The 18732-nt window shown below is 62.3% G+C and carries 16 protein-coding genes and 2 pseudogenes; 14 read left to right on the forward strand and 4 right to left on the reverse strand.

Features of this window, described 5'->3' with window-relative positions; translation table 11 throughout:
* Nucleotides 1-235: 235 nt before the first annotated feature.
* Nucleotides 236-676 carry a hypothetical protein gene (locus E8F12_RS02770; protein ID WP_280323770.1) on the reverse strand — a complete coding sequence of 147 codons (441 nt, stop codon included), beginning with the start codon at nt 674-676 and terminating at the stop codon, nt 236-238.
* A gap of 107 nt (nt 677-783) precedes the next feature.
* On the opposite strand from E8F12_RS02770, the gene E8F12_RS02775 reads away from it, so the two are divergent.
* Nucleotides 784-1467 carry a SprT family zinc-dependent metalloprotease gene (locus tag E8F12_RS02775; RefSeq protein ID WP_280323771.1) on the forward strand — a complete coding sequence of 228 codons (684 nt, stop codon included), beginning with the start codon at nt 784-786 and terminating at the stop codon, nt 1465-1467.
* Nucleotides 1468-1900: 433 nt separating this feature from the next.
* On the opposite strand, the gene E8F12_RS02780 is transcribed toward E8F12_RS02775, so the two are convergent.
* Nucleotides 1901-2395: a hypothetical protein gene (locus tag E8F12_RS02780; RefSeq protein WP_280323772.1), complete on the reverse strand. Its 495-nt coding sequence runs from the start codon at nt 2393-2395 to the stop codon at nt 1901-1903.
* A gap of 27 nt (nt 2396-2422) precedes the next feature.
* Nucleotides 2423-3340, reverse strand: coding sequence for a hypothetical protein (locus E8F12_RS02785; RefSeq protein WP_280323773.1), 918 nt, complete (start codon nt 3338-3340; stop codon nt 2423-2425).
* A 240-nt stretch (nt 3341-3580) separates the two neighbouring features.
* On the opposite strand from E8F12_RS02785, the gene E8F12_RS02790 reads away from it, so the two are divergent.
* From E8F12_RS02790 to E8F12_RS02805, 4 genes and pseudogenes are all read left to right on the forward strand, one after another.
* Nucleotides 3581-4183 (forward strand): TetR/AcrR family transcriptional regulator, encoded by a 603-nt coding sequence (locus tag E8F12_RS02790; RefSeq protein ID WP_280323774.1) that lies wholly within the window; start codon nt 3581-3583, stop codon nt 4181-4183.
* A gap of 508 nt (nt 4184-4691) precedes the next feature.
* Nucleotides 4692-5294 carry a TetR/AcrR family transcriptional regulator gene (locus E8F12_RS02795; protein WP_280323775.1) on the forward strand — a complete coding sequence of 201 codons (603 nt, stop codon included), beginning with the start codon at nt 4692-4694 and terminating at the stop codon, nt 5292-5294.
* Nucleotides 5295-5352: 58 nt separating this feature from the next.
* Nucleotides 5353-5511: pseudogene (locus E8F12_RS02800) on the forward strand (IS5/IS1182 family transposase); the annotation flags it as partial.
* Between the two features lie 249 nt (nt 5512-5760).
* Nucleotides 5761-6009, forward strand: coding sequence for a copper-binding protein (locus E8F12_RS02805; RefSeq protein WP_280323776.1), 249 nt, complete (start codon nt 5761-5763; stop codon nt 6007-6009).
* Nucleotides 6010-7768: 1759 nt separating this feature from the next.
* On the opposite strand, the gene E8F12_RS02810 is transcribed toward E8F12_RS02805, so the two are convergent.
* Nucleotides 7769-8434, reverse strand: coding sequence for a LuxR C-terminal-related transcriptional regulator (locus tag E8F12_RS02810; RefSeq protein WP_280323777.1), 666 nt, complete (start codon nt 8432-8434; stop codon nt 7769-7771).
* 174 nt (nt 8435-8608) lie between these two features.
* Here E8F12_RS02810 and E8F12_RS02815 point away from each other — a divergent pair, with 174 nt between their 5' ends.
* The 9 genes and pseudogenes from E8F12_RS02815 to E8F12_RS02855 form a co-directional block, all read left to right on the forward strand.
* Nucleotides 8609-9136, forward strand: coding sequence for a dimethylamine monooxygenase subunit DmmA family protein (locus tag E8F12_RS02815; protein WP_280323778.1), 528 nt, complete (start codon nt 8609-8611; stop codon nt 9134-9136).
* Entirely contained in the window at nt 9133-10062 is a 930-nt protein-coding gene (locus E8F12_RS02820; RefSeq protein ID WP_280323779.1) for a PDR/VanB family oxidoreductase, read from the forward strand. Before E8F12_RS02815 ends, E8F12_RS02820 begins: the two co-directional genes overlap by 4 nt.
* A gap of 16 nt (nt 10063-10078) precedes the next feature.
* Complete coding sequence (locus E8F12_RS02825; protein ID WP_280323780.1) at nt 10079-11095, forward strand: DUF3445 domain-containing protein; 1017 nt, start codon at nt 10079-10081, stop codon at nt 11093-11095.
* Between the two features lie 44 nt (nt 11096-11139).
* Nucleotides 11140-12270: an aminomethyltransferase family protein gene (locus E8F12_RS02830; protein WP_280323781.1), complete on the forward strand. Its 1131-nt coding sequence runs from the start codon at nt 11140-11142 to the stop codon at nt 12268-12270.
* A 36-nt stretch (nt 12271-12306) separates the two neighbouring features.
* On the forward strand, nt 12307-13161 hold the full coding sequence (gene purU / locus E8F12_RS02835; RefSeq protein WP_280323782.1) for a formyltetrahydrofolate deformylase: 855 nt from the start codon (nt 12307-12309) through the stop codon (nt 13159-13161).
* The gene (gene folD / locus E8F12_RS02840) at nt 13158-14069 is read left to right on the forward strand and encodes a bifunctional methylenetetrahydrofolate dehydrogenase/methenyltetrahydrofolate cyclohydrolase FolD (RefSeq protein WP_280323783.1); all 912 of its coding nucleotides are present in this window, start codon (nt 13158-13160) and stop codon (nt 14067-14069) included. Before purU ends, folD begins: the two co-directional genes overlap by 4 nt.
* Nucleotides 14066-15436 (forward strand): NAD(P)/FAD-dependent oxidoreductase, encoded by a 1371-nt coding sequence (locus E8F12_RS02845; RefSeq protein ID WP_280323784.1) that lies wholly within the window; start codon nt 14066-14068, stop codon nt 15434-15436. Before folD ends, E8F12_RS02845 begins: the two co-directional genes overlap by 4 nt.
* Before the next feature lie 58 nt (nt 15437-15494).
* The gene (locus E8F12_RS02850) at nt 15495-17840 is read left to right on the forward strand and encodes an aminomethyltransferase family protein (RefSeq protein ID WP_280323785.1); all 2346 of its coding nucleotides are present in this window, start codon (nt 15495-15497) and stop codon (nt 17838-17840) included.
* 544 nt (nt 17841-18384) lie between these two features.
* Nucleotides 18385-18717: pseudogene (locus E8F12_RS02855) on the forward strand (PAS domain-containing protein); the annotation flags it as partial.
* Nucleotides 18718-18732: the final 15 nt, after the last annotated feature.

The raw sequence follows: 18732 nt of genomic DNA on the forward strand, positions 1-18732 counted from the left end.
CTTTTCGCCCACAAGCTACATCTCGTGACGATCCGCTATCGGCTAGAAGCTGAGCGCGGCCGCTGTCCGCTTATGGCCGGATTCTGCCGGTCCCCACCGGCAGCTTCGGGTCGATTTCAGCCGGTTCCAGCAGGCAGCTTTTGGCCGATCTCTGCCTGTCGCATCCCTGCCGCCTACTGTTCAAGTCGGAGGCAAGCGGTGGGCCAGCGCTAGGCTACAGCCAACCTGCCTGCGCTTATTCATCATCGCCGATAATCCTCAACCCGTTTCCATAGGGATTGTTCGGGCTGTCCGCAGGGTACGGGCTGCCGGCACCATAGGGGTTATTGATGCTGTCGGGCGAGTACTTGCTGCCATAGCGCCCGTAGGGATTTGACACTGAACCGGGGTCGTAGCGATTGCCGCTCAGCTTGCCGCGGTAGTTGCCCTGGCTGTCGTAGAGCTTGAGCGCGCTGGTCGTGTAGGGGTTGCTGGCGCTGGTGCTGGAGTAGGGACTGCCAGACTGGCCGGCCGGGTTGTTGATGCTGTTCGGCGCGTAGCGGCTGCCGGCTCCGTAGGGGTTGGCGGTTGAGTTCGGCGCATAGGGATTGGCACTGAGGTTGCCAAGGTACTCGTCTGCCGCGGCGGTGCTGCAAGCCATGGCCAGTGCAAGCGCCATGAAGGGTCGAAGGTTCATCGTGGGTGTTCCCTTCGTTCGTGATTTGTCTCGGCTGATGCTAGCAACAGGCCCCGGACATACCAGGGAATAGCAACCCCAGCAGTGCGGCCAAGCGCTGGCCTGCGATGGACTGCTACTCGGTCAACTCGGTGAGCATCGAGGGCGAAACCTCGACCTCCACATGGGCCGGGCGGAATGCCTGGCTGGAAAAGTACTCGCTCTGGCGCTTGCCGACGCAGAAGGCCAGTGCCCAGTTCGTGCAGGAGAAAAGCTTCTGGATCTACTCACGACTGGCCGAAAAGGAGCGTCTGCAGCGAGCCATCCCGATCAAGGAGTATGTGGACGGCGAGGGCTTCCTCTACCTGGGGCGCAGCTATCGCCTGAAGCTGGTGGATGAGCAGGATGTGCCGCTGAAGCTGTCGGGCGGGCGCTTTCGCCTGTTGCGCAGCGAGCTCGAGCGGGCGCGCGAGCATTTCATCCGCTGGTACAGGGAGCATGCCCGCGACTGGCTATCCGTGCGAGTTGAGGGCTACCAGGCGCGCATGGAGGTGGCGCCCGGCGGGGTGCGCGTACAGGACTTGGGCTTGCGCTGGGGCTCATGCGGCAAAGGCGCCATTTTGCACTTCCACTGGAAAACCATCCTGCTGCCCAAGCACATCGCCGAGTATGTGGCCGTCCATGAGATGGTCCATCTGCACGAGCCGCACCACACCACGGAGTTCCGGCTACGCCTGGAGCGCGCCACGCCCTATTTTGCTCAGCGCAAGGACTGGCTCGCTGAGCATGGAATTGAGGTGGAGGGCCTTTGAGCGAGGCCTAGGCTGCTCCGATAGAGCCAAGCCCAGCACTAGTGATTCAACCGTTCGCCGGCAAATAAACATCATTTGGGGCGACCGGCCTACCCTACTTGAACAACGAGCTTCAGCCGATCAAGCGGCTGAGGATGACCTCGATGAGCGAAAGACCCGTCATTTACAGGTCGCCAATGTATTGTTCGGGGCATTTCCAGCGAAGCGCCTCGGAACCGATACACCACCGCCCGTCTATGCCCTGACACCGGCAGCAGGCAACGCACAGTTAGTGCCCGCTGGCCGACGTCAGCGCCTAGGATCGGACAGTGCCAACCCGCCTGAACAAAGCGACAAGCCGCGAGTGGTGACGTTGGCGGTTAGGTTTACCGACCATTCCCACTTATCGTTTGCATACCTCTTCAGCCGTCGAACCGAATCAGCCCTGCCTGGGTCAGATCGCCAGAGTGTGGAGCGCGGTTTCAAAGTAGTGCAAGCCACTGGCACTGCACCGCTGCTCCTCTACGGGTGAACTGACGTCGCCTGACATTTCCTGGCCATCGCGGTCCAGACCGATGACTGCGTCCACTTCATAGCAGTCGACACCCTCGGCCACCGGCAGGGAGAAGAGCGCCACGGTTTCATCCACCTCGACCCGGCGGACCTCGGTACCCAGCGACATGCCCGAACTGAACACCTCGACGTAGAGATCGACATAGCGGACGTCTTCACCTTCCCCACGGCTCAGGACGCCGACTAAAGCCGGTTGGTCTTGAATTTCCTGCACCCAATGAGCACGAAGCTGAGCTTGGGCGAGGGCCGCCGGTGAACCCAGGCAAGCCAGCGACAGTATCAGCAAGCCAAGGGCGCTTCCCGGTTTGCGCAGGAGCCACGAAGGGAGTCCCCTCCCCGTGCTGTACGGGGCAGGAAAGTAGGTATGAGTCATCATGGTTTAGAACCTCAGGAATGCGGCGAATCAGCGGCTGGAGACATACCTTGCCAGTGGCCGCAATACCAGCCACTGGCGCCAACGTTCGAGGTCGCCCCTGGCCATCTCAAACAGGGCCTGCGTGTCGACAGACTCGAGTGCGCTGACACACTGATCAAGGGAAACCTGGTTGAGTCGGCATGGGTTTTCTCCCGGAAGCCTGGTTCCGGTGAGGTAAGTCGCCAGAAAGTAAGAGGCGGCGAAATCGGAAGGGAACTCATGCGCACCGCCGGTCTGCAGCCAGGTATTCATCTTTTCGGTGAGGTGCGCTGAGTACTCTCGGGCCTCATTGCTGAAGTCGATCGATTCGCAATCCGTCAGGTAGACCAGGCTGGCACTGTCGTCGAGCGTCTTCCCATGCACCTTGCAGTAAAGCCGCACATTCTCACCTTTCAGAATGGGGCCGGTGTAACGTTTGACGTCTTTGTGGAGAACCGCCTGAACATTGGAGAAAGGGCGAGTACCGGGAAGTTCGACTATTACGTCATCGTTGAGGTTGACCCTGACGGCAACTATTTCTCCGCTGACAATAACTCTCTTGCCCTTGTAGGACTTATTGGCCGTCGCCTCGTCTTCTCCGTACAGGGCTGCCAGCCTGGAACTCTGCAGCCGTTCTACCGGGCTGACCATGGACAGTTCCAACAGGGCCGACTTGCCACCGGAAAGCCCTATCAAATAGTCCTGCTCCATTACATGGCGGAAGAAGCTCAACGCTCCCCTATCGACCACGAGCCCCGGCTCTTTCTCGATATGGCGAGAATCCACCAGGGTCGAGTAGGCCCATTCACTGACTCCGGCAATGGCCAGGATAAAGGCAAGCAGCCCGAGCCGGGTTGTCTGTCGCCCGCGTTTTTTGCGTACCAATCTGGTAGGGCTAGAGGTAAAGAGTTCGATAGGTTGGTTCATTGATAGCTCCTCGGATTCCTTGAGTTGTTCATTCGTAGATTCGGGCGAAACCGCCGACCGCGACGAGGATTTCAGCCAGCAATCAACCGAAAGCACGGCGGGCGGCGGGCGGCCTTGGGACGGTGATAGCACTCACGGACACGCAAATCGTACTGTACAGTACAGTTTATATCCTTGACTTCGGCTCGCCGTCAAGAAAAACTGTACCGAACAGTTCAGTTCAATTGAGAAGGGGGATGCATGAGTAGAAGGAGCGCGAAGCGCCAGGCCATTCTGGACACTGCTTACCGGCTATTCCGAACGCAGGGGTTCGACAAGACTTCGGTCTCACAAATAACCACCGAGGTTGGCGGCTCCAAGGCGACGATCTACAGCCACTTCCCCTCGAAGGAGGACCTGTTCGTCGAATGCATGGTGGGCGCCGCCGAGGAGTACATCACGGGGGCCATTGCGCAGTTGGACGCGTCTGGATCCGACCCCGGCTCAGTACTTCGGGATTTCGGAGCGAGTTTCCTGCGCTTGATCTGTTCCGCCGACATGGTGGCTGTGCGCCGCCTGATGATCGCCGAGGCGGACCGCTCCGACATTGGCAAACTGTTCTTTTCCAGGATCATCTCCCTGCGGGCGCACGTCGCAGCATTTCTGTCCAAGAGCATGGCATTGGGAGTCTTGCGACCCGCCGATCCCCAACTTGCCGCGGAGCACCTCCGCTCGCTACTCGAAGCGGACCTTGCCGAACCCTTGCTGTTACGCGTGCGGGACAGCGCTCCCGATGAAAAGGAAATTGCGCTCGCGGCCGATCGAGCTGTTTTCACCTTTCTGAAGGCTTACGCGCCGGAATAGACGCTCACTATCTCATCACCCCGTGCAAGATCACGACCCGGAGCTGATTACAGTCAGGGCCAAGCAAGGTGTGCTGGAAAGCCCTCGGTGGTTCTGCGCACCGGAAATCGAGAGCCTCAGCGCGTAACAGTCAACATGGCGTTGCCGGTAATGATCAGGCCGGCCCTGCTCCGCCCAACGCCGATAGAGTCTGACCAGTGCTTCTCCCGGTGCGTGATCGTCATCGGCCAGGTTCTCCTCCATGGCAGCCTTGGCGATTCGGTTTGGAGTCGCCGCCGCACCGAAACTCGATATGAATACCTGGCTGGGGCAAGCTGGTAGTTTCACTGGTGGCATGCAGGTCAGCACGTGGAAGCAGCGCCCGGATAATCTGGAAAGACCAATCCGGACGCGGACAATTTCGAGCTAATTGGCGATACCTTGCCATAGCAAAAAACTAGACTGACCCCAATTGAACACAAGTGTTAAATTGGGGTCATGCATCTTGATAAGAGGCTGTGCCTGATCCATGAGCCCAGTTCAGAAACGCATCCATGACGCAGCCCTGCGACTGTTTGCCGGGAAGAGCATCGGTGAGGTGAATGTCAGCGAGCTGGCGCAGGTCGCCGGGGTCTCCCGCGGCACCATCTACAACAACCTCAGCTCAATCGAATCCTTGTTCGAGAACGTTGTCGCCCAACTAAGCAGCGAAATGAACCTTCGGGTCGCCAAGAGCGCGCATCCGGACATGGATCCTGCTCAACGTCTGTCCAACGGGATCCGCTTCTACATGCGCCGTACCCATGAAGAGCCCTATTGGGGCCGATTCATCGTGCGTTACGCCGCCACCAGTGCCACCTTGCAGGATATGTGGAGCGGCCCGCCCGTACAGGACGTACTCAGTGGCTTGGCCCTGCATCGCTACGATTTCCGCCAGGAGCAGTTGGCGTCGGTCGTCGCTATGATCGGTGGCGTCGCATTGACCGGGATGCTCCTCGTGCTGGAAGGGCACAAGACTTGGAGAGATGCCGGCTCGGACGCCGCTGAACTTATTCTGAGGGCGCTGGGAATCGGCGCCAAAGAAGCTCAGGCGATTGCCACGAAAGAACTTCCGGCACTTCCTCCCCCCTGACTGAGTCCACAAGGTAATCCGCACTTGCCACTTCTCCTCCTGAAGAGGAGGGGCTGGCCGCCACGGGCGCTTCCGTGACAGTGACCTATTCCGCTGGTTATTCAATGAAGTGCCGCGGCGCTGCATGGCTGCCTGCCTGGTTAAAGGTGAGAACTTCGCCATCGACGCCAGCATCATCAAGGCGGATGCCAGCCGGCAGCGTGGGGTGGCGGGGGACTAGGTCGAATGGCGTGATCGCCGTGTCCATGGTCGGCGGCATGATCACCGCCCCACTGCTGTCCCTGTTCGTTGTCCCGGCTGCCTACTGGCTTATGCGCCGTCGCACACAGCCCCACCCAATTCCGCAAACCACCCTCGGAGAATCTTCATGAGAACAGCACTCACCATTGCAGTTAAGCTTGTCTTGAGCTCGGCCCTACCCGCTCTCGCCGACGATATGCCTGGTATGAACACAGGGAGCATGCCCATGGAGACTTCCGTTGCGCAGGTCCAAGCCGCCAAGGCAAGTGGCACGGTCAAGGCAGTCGATTCAGTAAAGGGCACAATCACGATTTCCCATGACGCCGTGCCAAACCTGAAATGGCCAGCGATGACGATGGTCTTTGCTGCCAGCCAGGATCAACTCGAGAGTGTTGAAGTGGGAGAGAAAGTCACCTTCGAGTTCAAGGCTGAAGGAATGAATGCATCCGTCCTGAACATCACCGAGGCGGAATAACGGTCAGCACCGTCGAGGGCCGGATCTTAGTGTGAAAGCGCTGCTGCAATACGGCTCCTCTGCCGGGAGCAGGGCTTGTTCCTGCCACAGGGGACCAGCCGCCAAATCTCAAAACCCAAAATGGAGCAATGTCTGCCGGCCCCCAGCGCCCGCTGTTGGCTATTACCCTGGATGCGATGAGGGCTGTTGCCCGTAATGACGATTACGTTCGGCGTGACTACTCGGTGGGTGTGCACCCGCTGTTGTCCCGTCAGTAGGATTGGCTGCTGGGTGTCAAGTGGAGGCGAAGTGGGTCCGTGTTAGTCAACGAAGTGCACCAAATCACTGTCAGCAGAGGTGAGGGTTGGAAGGTGGCCTTGGGCAAGTTTTTCCTTTAGCCGAGCTCTTGCAGGTTTCAATTTGAACGAGTAGCGACCTAGTGTAATGATCAACTCCAAACCTTCAGATATTCGGTAATGTCCGCAATCAGGGCAGTAAAACGAGCGATACCCCTCTGCCGGCTTCCACTCTTCCGACTCTGCCCCACAGATCAAGCACCTCATGTTTCGGTCACTTATACCGTTCATTGGGTCAAACCTAGTATTAATCCCATATCCCAATCCTCCGATATTGACAGCTCCCGCAGTGTCCTGGTCGCACGGTTTTCCATAGCGGTACTACACAAATCACGCACTGCTAAACTACGGAAGTACTGATGTAGCACCGGTTATTCACCTCGCCATCTACAACTGCTCCGCGGATCAACAGAACAAAGTTTCTAGGCGTAAGTGAGCAAAATCTGAACGGCCTAGAAATCATGGCAATCCAATCAGAGGCTTCGCTGTGTGATTTGGAGCAAGGAAGCCACGAAAATTCTCCTCTGCTGAGACGTCCTCAGAGCGTGCAGATTGAAAGCTTAGACCTCGCGGGAATGTGTCGGCATGCTCGTGAATAGATCATCGTGCTCTTCACCTAGCAATGCTTGAGCCAGGTGGAGGCTTCAACAGGGGTCTGTTCTCCAGCAATTCGAAAAGCGTCATGCAGATATCGGGAAAGGACTAGTTCCCTGGCAGCATCCGATGAAGCACAGCCCCCTCCAATTCGTCCAAGGTACGGCAAGGCGGGTCAATTCGTTTCGCCAGATCAGACAACTCAACGGCAGGGCAAGCTGTTCGCCATCGTAGCGTTCGCTTTCGCGCCGATTCCGTTGATGAAACGAAGTCAACCTCGAATCAAGATCGCCCCCAGAGCCACCTGCCATTCCAACTTACGGCAACTGCCTGGCGGCGGTTGCTGATACCGCATAGCCAACACGGGTTCCGACCGCATGAGGTAGGAAACGATGGGGCAGCACTTCCCGAGCAGGCCAGCCTTTTCTTCCATGCGAACACCAATACTCAGTTCCCTTACAAAGTGATCTGGCAAGTAGTGAATACAGGTAGCGACGCACAACGGCAACGTGGTTTGCGAGGCGAATTCGATGAGGGCATTGTTCAATCAGGGCATCTAGAGAGGCGTGAAGCTACTTCGTACTCGGGTGGCCACAGCATTGAATGCTTTATAGTCAAGGATGGATATTGCATAGCCAGAAGTGGCCCTTTCATTGTCAATATTAGGTGACAGCTACAACGGAACTTATACGTCCGGGTCGCGAAATACCTTCTCGCGATATCTTCAGCTGCCCTACTCTTCCGGCTAGGCACACTGATTATAGGAGCGACAGCTCGCGGCTTTGAATCAGCCTGCTTGTGCTGCCGGGCCCGTAAGCTTTGCGTGGCGGTCAGTCCCACCGCTCGAAGATTGCCCCTTCCACCCCGAGCACCTCGCCCGTTCTAGCGTATATACCCACCCCAGTCTCCCATACGCTCTTGATCTGGCCGTCCGCGCAACGGATGCGGTAATTGAGCTGGTAGGGCTCGCGCTTAAGCAGCGCGCACTGAACGCAGTACCAGATGTAGTCGGTGTATTCGTCGAGTATGAGCGAACCGAAGCTGTGCCCCGGGCTACTGGTTAGATACTCGGCGGGGTAGCCGGTCAGGTTCAGGCAGCCGGCGCTGACGTATTCCATGAACCAAGTACGGTCGTTTTCCCCCCGGTAGATCAGCCCAGGCAGCTCATCCAGCAATCCCATTGCGGGCGGAATCGGTGCAGGCGCGGCCGGGATTGCACCCTCGTTGTGCAAATGGATCTCATCCGCCGTGCGCAAGGAAGGACCACTGCGGCAGACCCGCGTGGCCAGTTCCAGTCGTGAACTAAGCCGGAACTTACGCAGTAGGTTGCGCACGTAGATCTTCACCGTTCCGTCGCTAATGCCCAGCTCACGGGCGATCTGTTTGTTGCTGAACCCCGAGGCGATCAACGTTAGGGTCTGTCCCTCGCGTTCGGTCAGCTCATTCCAGACGGGCGCTGGAGGAATGGCGGTCAGTAACAGGCTGGCGTAGTGCATCCCTCTCCTCCTCCGGCGCTCGACTTTGGATTGGCAAGTTCCAGGAAGCAGCAACTTTTATGCCTCATAGAGGCAATTACCCCTTTTGGCGTATCTCCTCTTGCGGATTGAGCGCTGATTCCCAAAGAGAAAATATTTTCTCCACGAGGAAACAGGCGAATTCGCGAGGACACCATGAGCGCCACTGCAACCGACCACCCGTTCAGCGTGCCGCGCTACCCCAGCGGCCAGCCGAGCCTGGCAGCCCACGAGCACCTGCTGGTGACCCAGGGCACGGGGCAAAACGACTGCGCCGCCCTTGCCGCCGAGCAGGGACAGGCCCGGCTGAGCCACCTTGCACTACCGGACTTCGCCAACCTCGCCGCCCTGCACCTCGCCCTGAGCGCTCGTCTGAAGGGAGCCCGCGTTGGCTTGCGCCTGGACCTGCGTGGCGACGAAGCCTTCGTCTGGCCCCTGCACGCCCTGGCCCGCGCCGCCGGCCTGCAGGTGGACGAAATCCTCCTCAGATGCAGCCCGGAAGGCATCCGCCGGGTGTTCTGCGTGCACTGCGCCACCTGCCAAAGCGCCGCTGCAGTAACCACCCTCACCTGCGTCCATTGCGGCGTAGTACTGGAAGTGCGTCGCCATTTCTCGCAACGCCTGGGGGCCTACCTCGGGGTATGCGCCGATGCCGACCAGCCGTATCAGGAGGTCAGCTCATGAGCGCCCTGCTCGATGTCCGCGTCGCCGCCATCCGTGAGCTCACTCCGGTGATCCGCGAATACCGCTTCGAACCCTTGACCGGCATGCTGCCCGGCTTCTCGGCGGGCAGCCATGTGCAACTGCACCTGCCCAACGGCCGGCGCAATGCCTACTCGCTTCTGGGCGACCCCGCCGACACCCGCCAGTACCGCATCGCGGTGCGCCACCAGGACGGCTCGCGGGGCGGCTCGCGCTACCTGCACCAGAGCCTGGAGGTAGGCGACCGCCTGCGCCTCTCGCCACCGGCCAACCTGTTCCCGCTGCATGGCGAGGCACGAGAACACATCCTGGTGGCCGCCGGCATCGGCATCACCCCCTTCCTCGCCTACAGCCGGGAGCTGCTGCGCCGGGGAGCCGACTTCGAGCTGCACTACGCCTACCGCACCGGCACCAGCGACGCCTATGCAGACGAACTGCGCCAGTTGCTCGGCCCACGCCTGCATGAATACCAGGGCGGTGTGCGCCGGCTCGACCTCGCCGCCCTGCTCCAGGAGCGCGCCCTGGGTGCCCATGTCTACGCCTGCGGTCCCCAATCCCTGCTGCTGGACCTGCAGGAGCAAGCCGCAACGCAAGGCTGGAGCCCGCGCCGCGTGCACTGGGAAGCCTTCGCCGCCCCCGAGCCCGGACAGCCGTTTCGCGTCGAGCTGGCGCGCAGCGGCCAGCAACTGGAGGTGGGCCCTGACCAGAGCCTGCTGGAAGCCCTGGAGGCTGCCGGCGTGGACATTCCCAACCTGTGCCGGGGCGGGGTCTGCGGTCAGTGCCAAACGCCCTGGTTGAATGGCGACGTGGAGCACCGCGACCACTTCCTCAGCGCCGATGAACGCTCCAGCAGCCTGATGCCCTGCGTCTCGCGCGGCTGCGGCAGCCCGATCCTGCTCGATATCTGACCCCGGAGACGCCCCCATGACCCTGACCTTCAAGCCGTTGCAAACCTACCGGGACGACTTCAGCTTTCGCAACAGTCCGGCCGCCATCGCCCGTTTTCCCTTTCCGTTCCCGGAAGACCAGTACATGTACTCGGTCAACCTGGAGCCGGCGGTGTCCCGCGATCCCGGCTCGGTGTTCGAGCACAGTTTCGACGTCGACGAGCACTACGTTTCCGAGATGGCCGAACGCGCCCGCGTGCTGGAACTCGACCCCGACCGCTGCCTGGTGATGCCGCACATGGCCCAGGCCGCCTGGGACACGCTGGAAATGTTGATGGAGCACCTTTCCCGCGACTACCCACAGCACTTCCGCCTGGCGCGCGACGGCAACGCCTGGCACTGGCAGAACCTGGCGCTGGGCATCGAGCAGCACTTCATCTACGGCGACCCGGCCACCCTGCCCTGCGAGCCGCTGGAGTACATCACCCGGCAGATGCAGGGTGACTTCGCGGTGCTCGACCAGCGCGATGGCGACCTCTACATGGACGCCGGCATGGTCACCTGCCCGGCTGACTGGTCGCTGCGCTTCGACGCCGGCATGAGCTTCAAGCAATGGCATTCGCCGGTGCCCATGGCGCACCAGATCGGCGTGTTCGACCGTGCGCTGAAATACCTGCTGAATATCCAGGTCGGCCAGCCGGTGCGCCGCCTGAACTGGACCCTGACCATCAACCCGCGCCTGGATACCTCGCCCGAGACCTACCACGAGTGGGGCAGCGACCGTGGCACGGTCACCCCGGAGAACGTCGGCCGCCTGGTGCACCTGCGCGTCGAATTGCAACTGATGACCCGCCTGCCGCGCTCCAACGCGCTGCTGTTCGGCATCCGTACCTACCTCATCAGCCTCGACGAACTGGTCACCAATCCGGCGTGGGCGCAGCGCCTGCACCGGGTGATGCGCGACCTGCCCGACCCCATCGCCGACTACAAGGGCATCACCCGTTACCGCCAGACGCTGGTGGACTGGCTGCGCCGGTTCGACCCCGAAGCCTGACCTTTCACTCCCACACAGAACAACTACGACAAGAGGACATTCCCATGGCCAACTCATGGCGCATCAGTGCGCTCCGCGAACGCCATCTGGCACTTGGTTCGAACCTGGAAGACTGGAACGGCATGGGCACCGCCTGGACCTATGCCAGCGATCTCGCCGACCACCACGAGGCCATCCGCACCCGCGCCGGGCTGATGGATGTGTCCGGCCTGAAGAAGGTGCACTACGTCGGTCCCCACGCTGAAAGCCTGCTGGACTTCGCCACCACCCGCGACATCAGCAAGCTCTACCCCGGCAAGTCGGTGTACGCCTGCATGCTCGACGAGGACGGCAAGTTCATCGACGACTGCATCGTCTACCGCACCGGCCCCAACGCCTTCATGGTGGTGCACGGCGCTGGATCGGGCCACGAGGTGCTCATTCGTTCCGCCCAGGGCCGCCAGGTGGCGGTGCTGTTCGACGACGACCTGCACGACCTGTCGCTGCAAGGCCCGAAGGCCGTGGACTTCCTCGCCGAGCATGTGCCCGGCATCCGCGACTTGCCCTACTTCCACCACACCCAGACCAAGCTGTTCGACCGCCCGGTGATGATCTCCCGCACCGGCTACACCGGCGAGCGCGGCTACGAGATCTTCTGCAAGGCCGCCGACGCTCCAATCATCTGGGACGGCATCCTGGCCAAGGGCAAGGACCTCGGCATCATCCCCTGCGCCTTCACCGCGCTGGACTGGCTACGGGTGGAGAGCTACCTGCTGTTCTTCCCCTACGACAACTCGCAGATGTACCCCTTCGCCGACCAGAAAGCCGGCGACACCCTGTGGGAACTGGGCCTGGACTTCACCGTGTCGCCCGGAAAACAGGACTTCCGTGGCGCCGGCGAGCACTACCGGCTCAAGGGCCAGGAACGCTTCAAGATCTTCGGCGTGCTGCTCGACGGCCATGTCGCCGCGCAGAACGGCGACACCCTCTGGCACGACGGCCGCCAGGTCGGCGTCATCACCTGCGCCATGTACTCGCGCCTCACCGAACGCTCCATGGCCATCGCCCGCGTCGAGCCAGGCATCGCCGAGCAGGGCGTGCCCCTGGAAGTGCGCGGCAGCCTCAGCGTGAAAGCCATCGCCCACACGCTGCCGTTCGACGACCCCGAGAAGAAAAAGCGCACCGCCAAGGGCTGAGCCCGGCCGTTCCTTGCCTGCACGAGAGCAACCGACATGAATCACTACATCCTCAAGATCAGCTGCCCGGCCACCTCCGGCATCGTCGCGGCGGTCACCACCTACCTCGCCGGGCGCCAGTGCTACCTGAGCGAACTGGCGCAGTTCGACGACGAGTTCACCGGGCGCTTTTTCATGCGCGCGGTGTTCCGTTTCAATACTGGCGCCAAGCCGGATATCGACGCTCTGCGTCAGGGCTTCGATGAAGTCGCCGTGCCCTTCGAGATGGACTGGGAGCTGTTCGAAGGCAACCGCCCGATGCGCGTGCTGCTGATGGTGAGCAAGTACGACCATTGCCTCACCGACCTGCTCTATCGCCACCAGAAAGGCGAGATGGACATGCAGATCACCGCCATCGTCTCCAACCATCTGGACCTGCGGCCGATGGCCGAGCGCGAAGGCATCCGCTTCATCTACCTGCCGGTGACCCGCGACACCAAGGCCCAGCAGGAAGCGGCGCTGATGCAGATCGTCGACGAAACGAGGACCGAACTGGTGGTGCTCGCGCGCTACATGCAGATCCTCTCCGATGACCTGTGCAAACAGCTCTCGGGTCGCGCCATCAACATCCACCATTCCTTCCTGCCTGGCTTCAAGGGCGCCAAGCCCTACCACCAGGCTTACGAGCGCGGCGTGAAGCTGATCGGCGCCACCGCGCACTACGTCACCTCGGACCTCGACGAAGGCCCGATCATCGAGCAGGAAGTGCAGCGCGTGGACCACGCCTACCTGCCCGACGACCTTGTCGCCATCGGCCGGGATACCGAGACGGTGGCCCTCTCCAAGGCTCTGAAGTTCCATCTGGAACACCGCGTCTTGCTCAACGGCGACAAGACGGTGATCTTCCGATGAACACCGTCCTGCCCCCCGCGCTCATCGACGGCAAGGCGGCGGCCGCGCGCGTGCTCGCCGAAGTCGGCAACGAGGTACTCACCCTCAAGGCACGGGGCATCGCCCCCGCACTGGCCGTAGTGTTGGTCGGCCAGGACCCAGCCAGCCAGGTCTACGTGCGTAATAAGGTGCTACGCGCCGAGGAATGCGGCATCCGCTCCCTCGAATACAAGCTGCCGGCGGAAACCGCCGAAGTCGACCTGCTCAAGCTTATCCACAGCCTCAACGACGACACCTCGGTGCACGGCATCCTCGTGCAGCTGCCGCTGCCGGCGCATATCGATGAAACCCGCGTCCTGCAGGCCATCGATCCGCTGAAAGATGTCGACGGTTTCCACGCCGAGAACGTCGGTGGCCTCAGCCAGGGCCGCGACGTGCTCACGCCCTGCACCCCCGCCGGTTGCCTGCGCCTGTTGCAGGACACCTGTGGCGACCTCATCGGCAAGCACGCAGTGGTCATCGGCCGTTCCAACATCGTCGGCAAGCCCATGGCCGCCCTGCTGCTCAAGGCCCATTGCTCGGTGACCGTAGTGCATTCGAAAAGCGCCCACCTGCGCGAGCTCTGTCGCCAGGCCGACATAGTCGTCGCCGCCGTGGGCAGGCCTCGCCTGGTGGACGCCGACTGGCTCAAGGCCGGCGCCGTGGTCATCGATGTCGGCATCAACCGCATCGAGGAAAACGGCCGCTCCAGGCTCGTCGGCGATGTCGACTTCGACAGCGCCCTCACCCGCGCCGCCGCCATCACCCCGGTTCCCGGTGGCGTCGGCCCGATGACCATCGCCTTCCTGATGAAGAACACCCTGGCCGCGGCGCACCTCCAGCACCCGGCTGCCGGCCTGCCTCAACCTTCCGTGGAGAACCCCGCATGAAACAACGAGTCGCCATCATCGGCGCCGGCCCCTGCGGCCTCGCCCAGTTGCGTGCCTTCCAGTCGGCCCATGCCAAGGGCGCCGAGATTCCCGAACTGGTCTGCTTCGAGAAGCAAGCGGACTGGGGCGGCATGTGGAACTACACCTGGCGCACCGGCCTGGACGAGCACGGCGAGCCGGTGCACGGCAGTATGTACCGCTACCTCTGGTCCAACGGGCCAAAGGAATGTCTGGAGTTCGCCGACTACAGCTTCGACGAACACTTCGGCCGCCCCTTGGGTTCCTACCCGCCCCGCGAAGTGCTCTGGGACTACATCAAGGGCCGTGTGGAAAAGGCCGGCGTGCGCCCCTACATCCGCTTCAACACCACGGTGCGCGGTGTGACCTATGACGCCGCCAGCGGCACCTTCGAGGTCACCGCCCACAGCTACGAGCAGGACCTGACCTACAGCGAAACCTTCGACTATGTGGTGGTTGCCAGCGGCCACTTCTCCACGCCCAACGTGCCCTACTTCGAAGGCTTCGAAAGCTTCGCGGGCCGCGTGCTGCACGCCCACGACTTCCGCGACGCGCTGGAATTCAAGGGCAAGGACGTGCTCATCGTCGGCGGCAGTTACTCCGCCGAAGACATCGGATCGCAGTGCTTCAAGTACGGCGCCCGCTCCATCACCAGCTGCTACCGAAGCGCGCCCATGGGGTACAAGTGGCCGGAGAACTGGGAAGAGAAGCCGCTGCTCACCCATGTCAAGGCCAGCACCGCATTCTTCTCCGACGGAAGCAGCAAACACGTCGACGCCATCATTCTCTGCACCGGCTACAAGCATCACTTCCCCTTCCTGTCGGAAGAGCTGCGCCTGAAGACCGGCAACCGCCTCTGGCCGTTGAACCTTTACAAGGGTGTGTTCTGGGAGCAGAACCCCAAGCTGATCTACCTCGGCATGCAGGACCAGTGGTACAGCTTCAACATGTTCGACGCCCAGGCCTGGTACGCCCGCGACGTCATCCTCGGCCGCATCGCGCTGCCCGACCCGGCCGCCATGCTCGCCGAAGACCTGGCCTGGCGCCAGGAAGAGGAAACCTTGGAAACCGCCCAGCAGATGTTCGAGTTCCAGGGCGAGTACATCCGCCAGCTCATCGAAGCCACCGACTACCCGACCTTCGACATTGCCGAGGTGAACAAGACCTTCCTGCAATGGAAGAAGGACAAGTACGAGAACATCATGGGCTACCGCGACTACTGCCACCGCTCACTGATCACCGGCACCCTGGCCACGCCGCACCACACACCCTGGCTGGAAGCGCTGGACGACTCGCTGGCGGCGTACCTCGCCGACAAGCCGACTGACCAGTTCAAGACCGCCAGTTGAGCGGTCCCTCGGGGCGGCAGGGTCGCCCCTTACTCCTTGCCTTGTGTGGAGCGTACCCATGAACCTGCCCGTGATATCCCGGCCGCTGGAGCCGGCCCTGTTTGCCCGTGCCCCCGGGCTTGAGCGCCATCGTGTCGCCCCGTGCGGGCTGACGGTTGTGGCGCTGGAGCCGGGGGACCGCCTGCAGGTGATCGACCTCGAAGGCGACCAGAGCGCCGAGCTGCTGGCCTTTGCCAATAGCGGCCGCGCTGCGCTGGCCGCCCTCGGTCTTTCCGGTAGCTCCGGTGCCGACTTCATCGCCCACCTGCTGCACGACGGCAGCCGCGAGGCCGCCCATGTCAGCGCGGGGCTGGTGCAACGCGGCATCGATTGTCGCCACCTGCCGCCCGCCGCGCGGCTCTGGCAACCCGGCACGCCGGCCGGCTTCAGCCGCAGTTTCAGCGCCAGCGAAACGCTGGTGGTGATAGTCGCCGCACCGGGCGAACAGACGCCGGTGGATAGCCAGTTACGCGCCAGCGAACTGCGCCTGCTGATCCAGCGCGTCAACCCACGCCGCGTGCTGGCCCCACCGCTGCCGGTGCCGTTGGGTGAGTTGGTGGACGAGTTCACCATCAGCCCCGGCACCGCGCGGGACTACGTTGTGGGAGCTGGTCAGTTCATCCAAGTGATAGACGTCGCCGGGCGCCAGTGCTCAGACTTCGTCGCCTTCGACCGGCGCGGCCTGGATGCCGGCCGCGAGGTCGACCTCGACCCCACCGTCACCCGCACCCTGAACGGCAACGCCTATCCCTGCCCCGGCCTGTTCAGCCGTTTCTTCGACCGCCACCTGCAACCCATGCTAGAGGTGGTGCGCGATACCGTCGGCCGCCACGACACGTTCGCCCTCGCCTGCACCGCGCGCTATTACGAATCCCAGGGCTATTTCGGCCATGCCAATTGCAGCGACAACATCAGCCGCGCCCTGTCAAAACACGGCGTACAAAACCGCGCGGGCTGGCCGGCGATCAACTTCTTCTTCAACACCGGGGTGGATGCGCACCAGCACCTGACCCTGGACGAGCCCTGGTCGCGCCCCGGCGACTATGTGCTGCTGCGCGCGATGACCGACCTGGTCTGCGCCAGTAGTTCCTGCCCAGACGACATCGACCCGGCAAACGGCTGGCAGCCCACCGACATCCACATCCGCGTGTATTCCGAACAGGAGCGCTTCAGTATCGCCATGGCCACTCGCAAGACACCCGACGCCGACCCGGTGCTGACCCGCGAAAGCGGCTTTCACCTCGGCACCTCCGCCCTCACCCGCCAATTCGTCGACTACCGCGGCTTCTGGACGCCGATCCAGTTCGACGGCCACGGCGCGATCGAGGAATACCATGGCTGCCGCGAGAAAGTGGCGGTGATGGACCTGTCCGCCCTGCGCAAGTTCGAAGTACTCGGCCCCGACGCCGAAGCCCTCCTCGACCATTGCCTGACCCGCGATGTGCGCAAGCTCGCGGTCGGCCAGGTGGTGTACTCGGCCATGTGCTACGAGCACGGCGGCATGCTCGACGACGGCACCTTGCTGCGCCTGGGGCCGGATGCCTTCCGCTGGATCGGCGGTGAGGACTACGCCGGTATCTGGCTGCGCGAACAGGCCGAGAATCTGGGCATGAAGGTGTGGATCAAGAGCGCCTCGGAACAGATCCACAACGTCGCGGTGCAAGGCCCGCTCGCCCGTGCACTGCTCAAGGACATGATTTGGACGCCGGGCACCCAGCCGAAGCTGGAGGACCTGGGCTGGTTCCGCTTCCTGGTGGGCCGCCTGGACGACTACAACGGCCCGCCGCTGATGGTCTCACGCACCGGTTACACCGGCGAGCTAGGCTACGAGATCTGGTGCCATCCGGACGACGCCATTACGGTGTGGCAACGCCTCTGGCAGCTGGGCGAGCCGCTGGGGCTGGTACCCTTGGGCCTGCAGGCGCTGGACATGCTGCGCATCGAGGCCGGGCTGATCTTCGCCGGCTACGAATTCAGCGACCAGACCGACCCCTTCGAGGCCGGCATTGGCTTCTGTGTGCCTCTGAAGTCCAAGCAGGCCGACTTCATTGGCAGGGACGCACTGCTACGACGCAGCGCCAACCCGCAGCACAAGCTGGTTGGGCTGGAACTGGACGGCAACGAACCGGCCGCCCATGGCGACTGCGTGCACGTTGGCCGCGCCCAGGTCGGGGTCGTCACCAGCGCTACCCGCTCGCCGGTACTGGGCAGGAACATCGCCCTGTGCCGGCTCGACATCGGCTACTGCGAGCCGGGCACGGTGGTGGAGGTCGGCAAGCTGGATGGCCAGCAGAAGCGCATTCGCGCCACCGTCAGCAGCACGACCGTGGCCTATGACCCGGAGAAGACCCGCGTTCGCGGCTGATGCGGCAATTGGAGAGGAATTTGCTTGGGAATCTCCAATTGCAGTAGCGAGCCCTGCTCGCGAAGCTCTGTGCTTTTCGCGAGCAGAACTCGCTCCTACAGGCATCGTGCGTTTACCAACCCGTGCAGCCAAGGAGGACCGGCCGATGTGGTTCAGCAATGCATCCAGCAACCTGGCCAATGAACTCAGCCAGTGGCTCGACCGCCTGTTCAGCGAACAGGGTACGGACGGTGCCGCCCAGCACCACCTGCAACGCCAGCCCCAGCTGCTCGGCAGCCTGGAACGACTGCAGCGCGACTGGGACGAGCTGCAGCGCATCCGCCGGCACGCCGAACGGCAGGCACCGCCGCCCTGCAACGCCGAGGAGTATGCCGCCCTTACCCAGCGCCTGGCTCACGCCGAGCAGGAGTGTGCACAACTGCGCGGCGAGCTGCGGGAGCACCTGCACCAGCTCGAAGCGCTGGAAGCCGGACGCGAGCAGTGGGACGGGGAGCGCCAAGTCTGGGAGCTGACCAAGCGCACCCTGACCGAAGGCTGCTGGGCGATGAACGTGGTGAACGGCGACCCCGACCACCCGCAGAATTTGATCCGCTGGTCTGAGCAATTCCGCGAACTGATCGGCTACAAGCGCGAGGAGTTTCCGGATGGCTGGGACAGCTACTTTCGCGTGGTCAACCCGGACGACGTCAAAGAGGTAATGAAGGCCTTCAACGCGTCGATGTTGGACAGCAGCAGCGACGGTTTCTACGCGGTGGAGTACCGCATGCGCCACAAGACCCGTGGTGAAATCTGGTTCCGTGAGCGCGGCCGCTGCCTGCGCGACGATCGTGGCCGGCTACTGTACGTCACCGGTGCAGTACGCGAGATCAGCGACGAGAAGACCGCAGCCACC

It is taken from the genome of Pseudomonas sp. BN102, assembly GCF_029871245.1.
Lineage (GTDB): Bacteria > Pseudomonadota > Gammaproteobacteria > Pseudomonadales > Pseudomonadaceae > Metapseudomonas.

Excerpts from the sequence above, each read along its gene's own strand:
- E8F12_RS02770 (WP_280323770.1), bottom strand. The coding sequence starts at position 676 with ATGAACCTTCGACCCTTCATGGCGCTTGCACTGGCCATGGCTTGCAGC.
- E8F12_RS02775 (WP_280323771.1), top strand. The coding sequence starts at position 784 with ATGGACTGCTACTCGGTCAACTCGGTGAGCATCGAGGGCGAAACCTCG.
- E8F12_RS02780 (WP_280323772.1), bottom strand. The coding sequence starts at position 2,395 with ATGATGACTCATACCTACTTTCCTGCCCCGTACAGCACGGGGAGGGGA.
- E8F12_RS02785 (WP_280323773.1), bottom strand. The coding sequence starts at position 3,340 with ATGAACCAACCTATCGAACTCTTTACCTCTAGCCCTACCAGATTGGTA.
- E8F12_RS02790 (WP_280323774.1), top strand. The coding sequence starts at position 3,581 with ATGAGTAGAAGGAGCGCGAAGCGCCAGGCCATTCTGGACACTGCTTAC.
- E8F12_RS02795 (WP_280323775.1), top strand. The coding sequence starts at position 4,692 with ATGAGCCCAGTTCAGAAACGCATCCATGACGCAGCCCTGCGACTGTTT.
- E8F12_RS02805 (WP_280323776.1), top strand. The coding sequence starts at position 5,761 with ATGGAGACTTCCGTTGCGCAGGTCCAAGCCGCCAAGGCAAGTGGCACG.
- E8F12_RS02810 (WP_280323777.1), bottom strand. The coding sequence starts at position 8,434 with ATGCACTACGCCAGCCTGTTACTGACCGCCATTCCTCCAGCGCCCGTC.
- E8F12_RS02815 (WP_280323778.1), top strand. The coding sequence starts at position 8,609 with ATGAGCGCCACTGCAACCGACCACCCGTTCAGCGTGCCGCGCTACCCC.
- E8F12_RS02820 (WP_280323779.1), top strand. The coding sequence starts at position 9,133 with ATGAGCGCCCTGCTCGATGTCCGCGTCGCCGCCATCCGTGAGCTCACT.
- E8F12_RS02825 (WP_280323780.1), top strand. The coding sequence starts at position 10,079 with ATGACCCTGACCTTCAAGCCGTTGCAAACCTACCGGGACGACTTCAGC.
- E8F12_RS02830 (WP_280323781.1), top strand. The coding sequence starts at position 11,140 with ATGGCCAACTCATGGCGCATCAGTGCGCTCCGCGAACGCCATCTGGCA.
- purU (WP_280323782.1), top strand. The coding sequence starts at position 12,307 with ATGAATCACTACATCCTCAAGATCAGCTGCCCGGCCACCTCCGGCATC.
- folD (WP_280323783.1), top strand. The coding sequence starts at position 13,158 with ATGAACACCGTCCTGCCCCCCGCGCTCATCGACGGCAAGGCGGCGGCC.
- E8F12_RS02845 (WP_280323784.1), top strand. The coding sequence starts at position 14,066 with ATGAAACAACGAGTCGCCATCATCGGCGCCGGCCCCTGCGGCCTCGCC.
- E8F12_RS02850 (WP_280323785.1), top strand. The coding sequence starts at position 15,495 with ATGAACCTGCCCGTGATATCCCGGCCGCTGGAGCCGGCCCTGTTTGCC.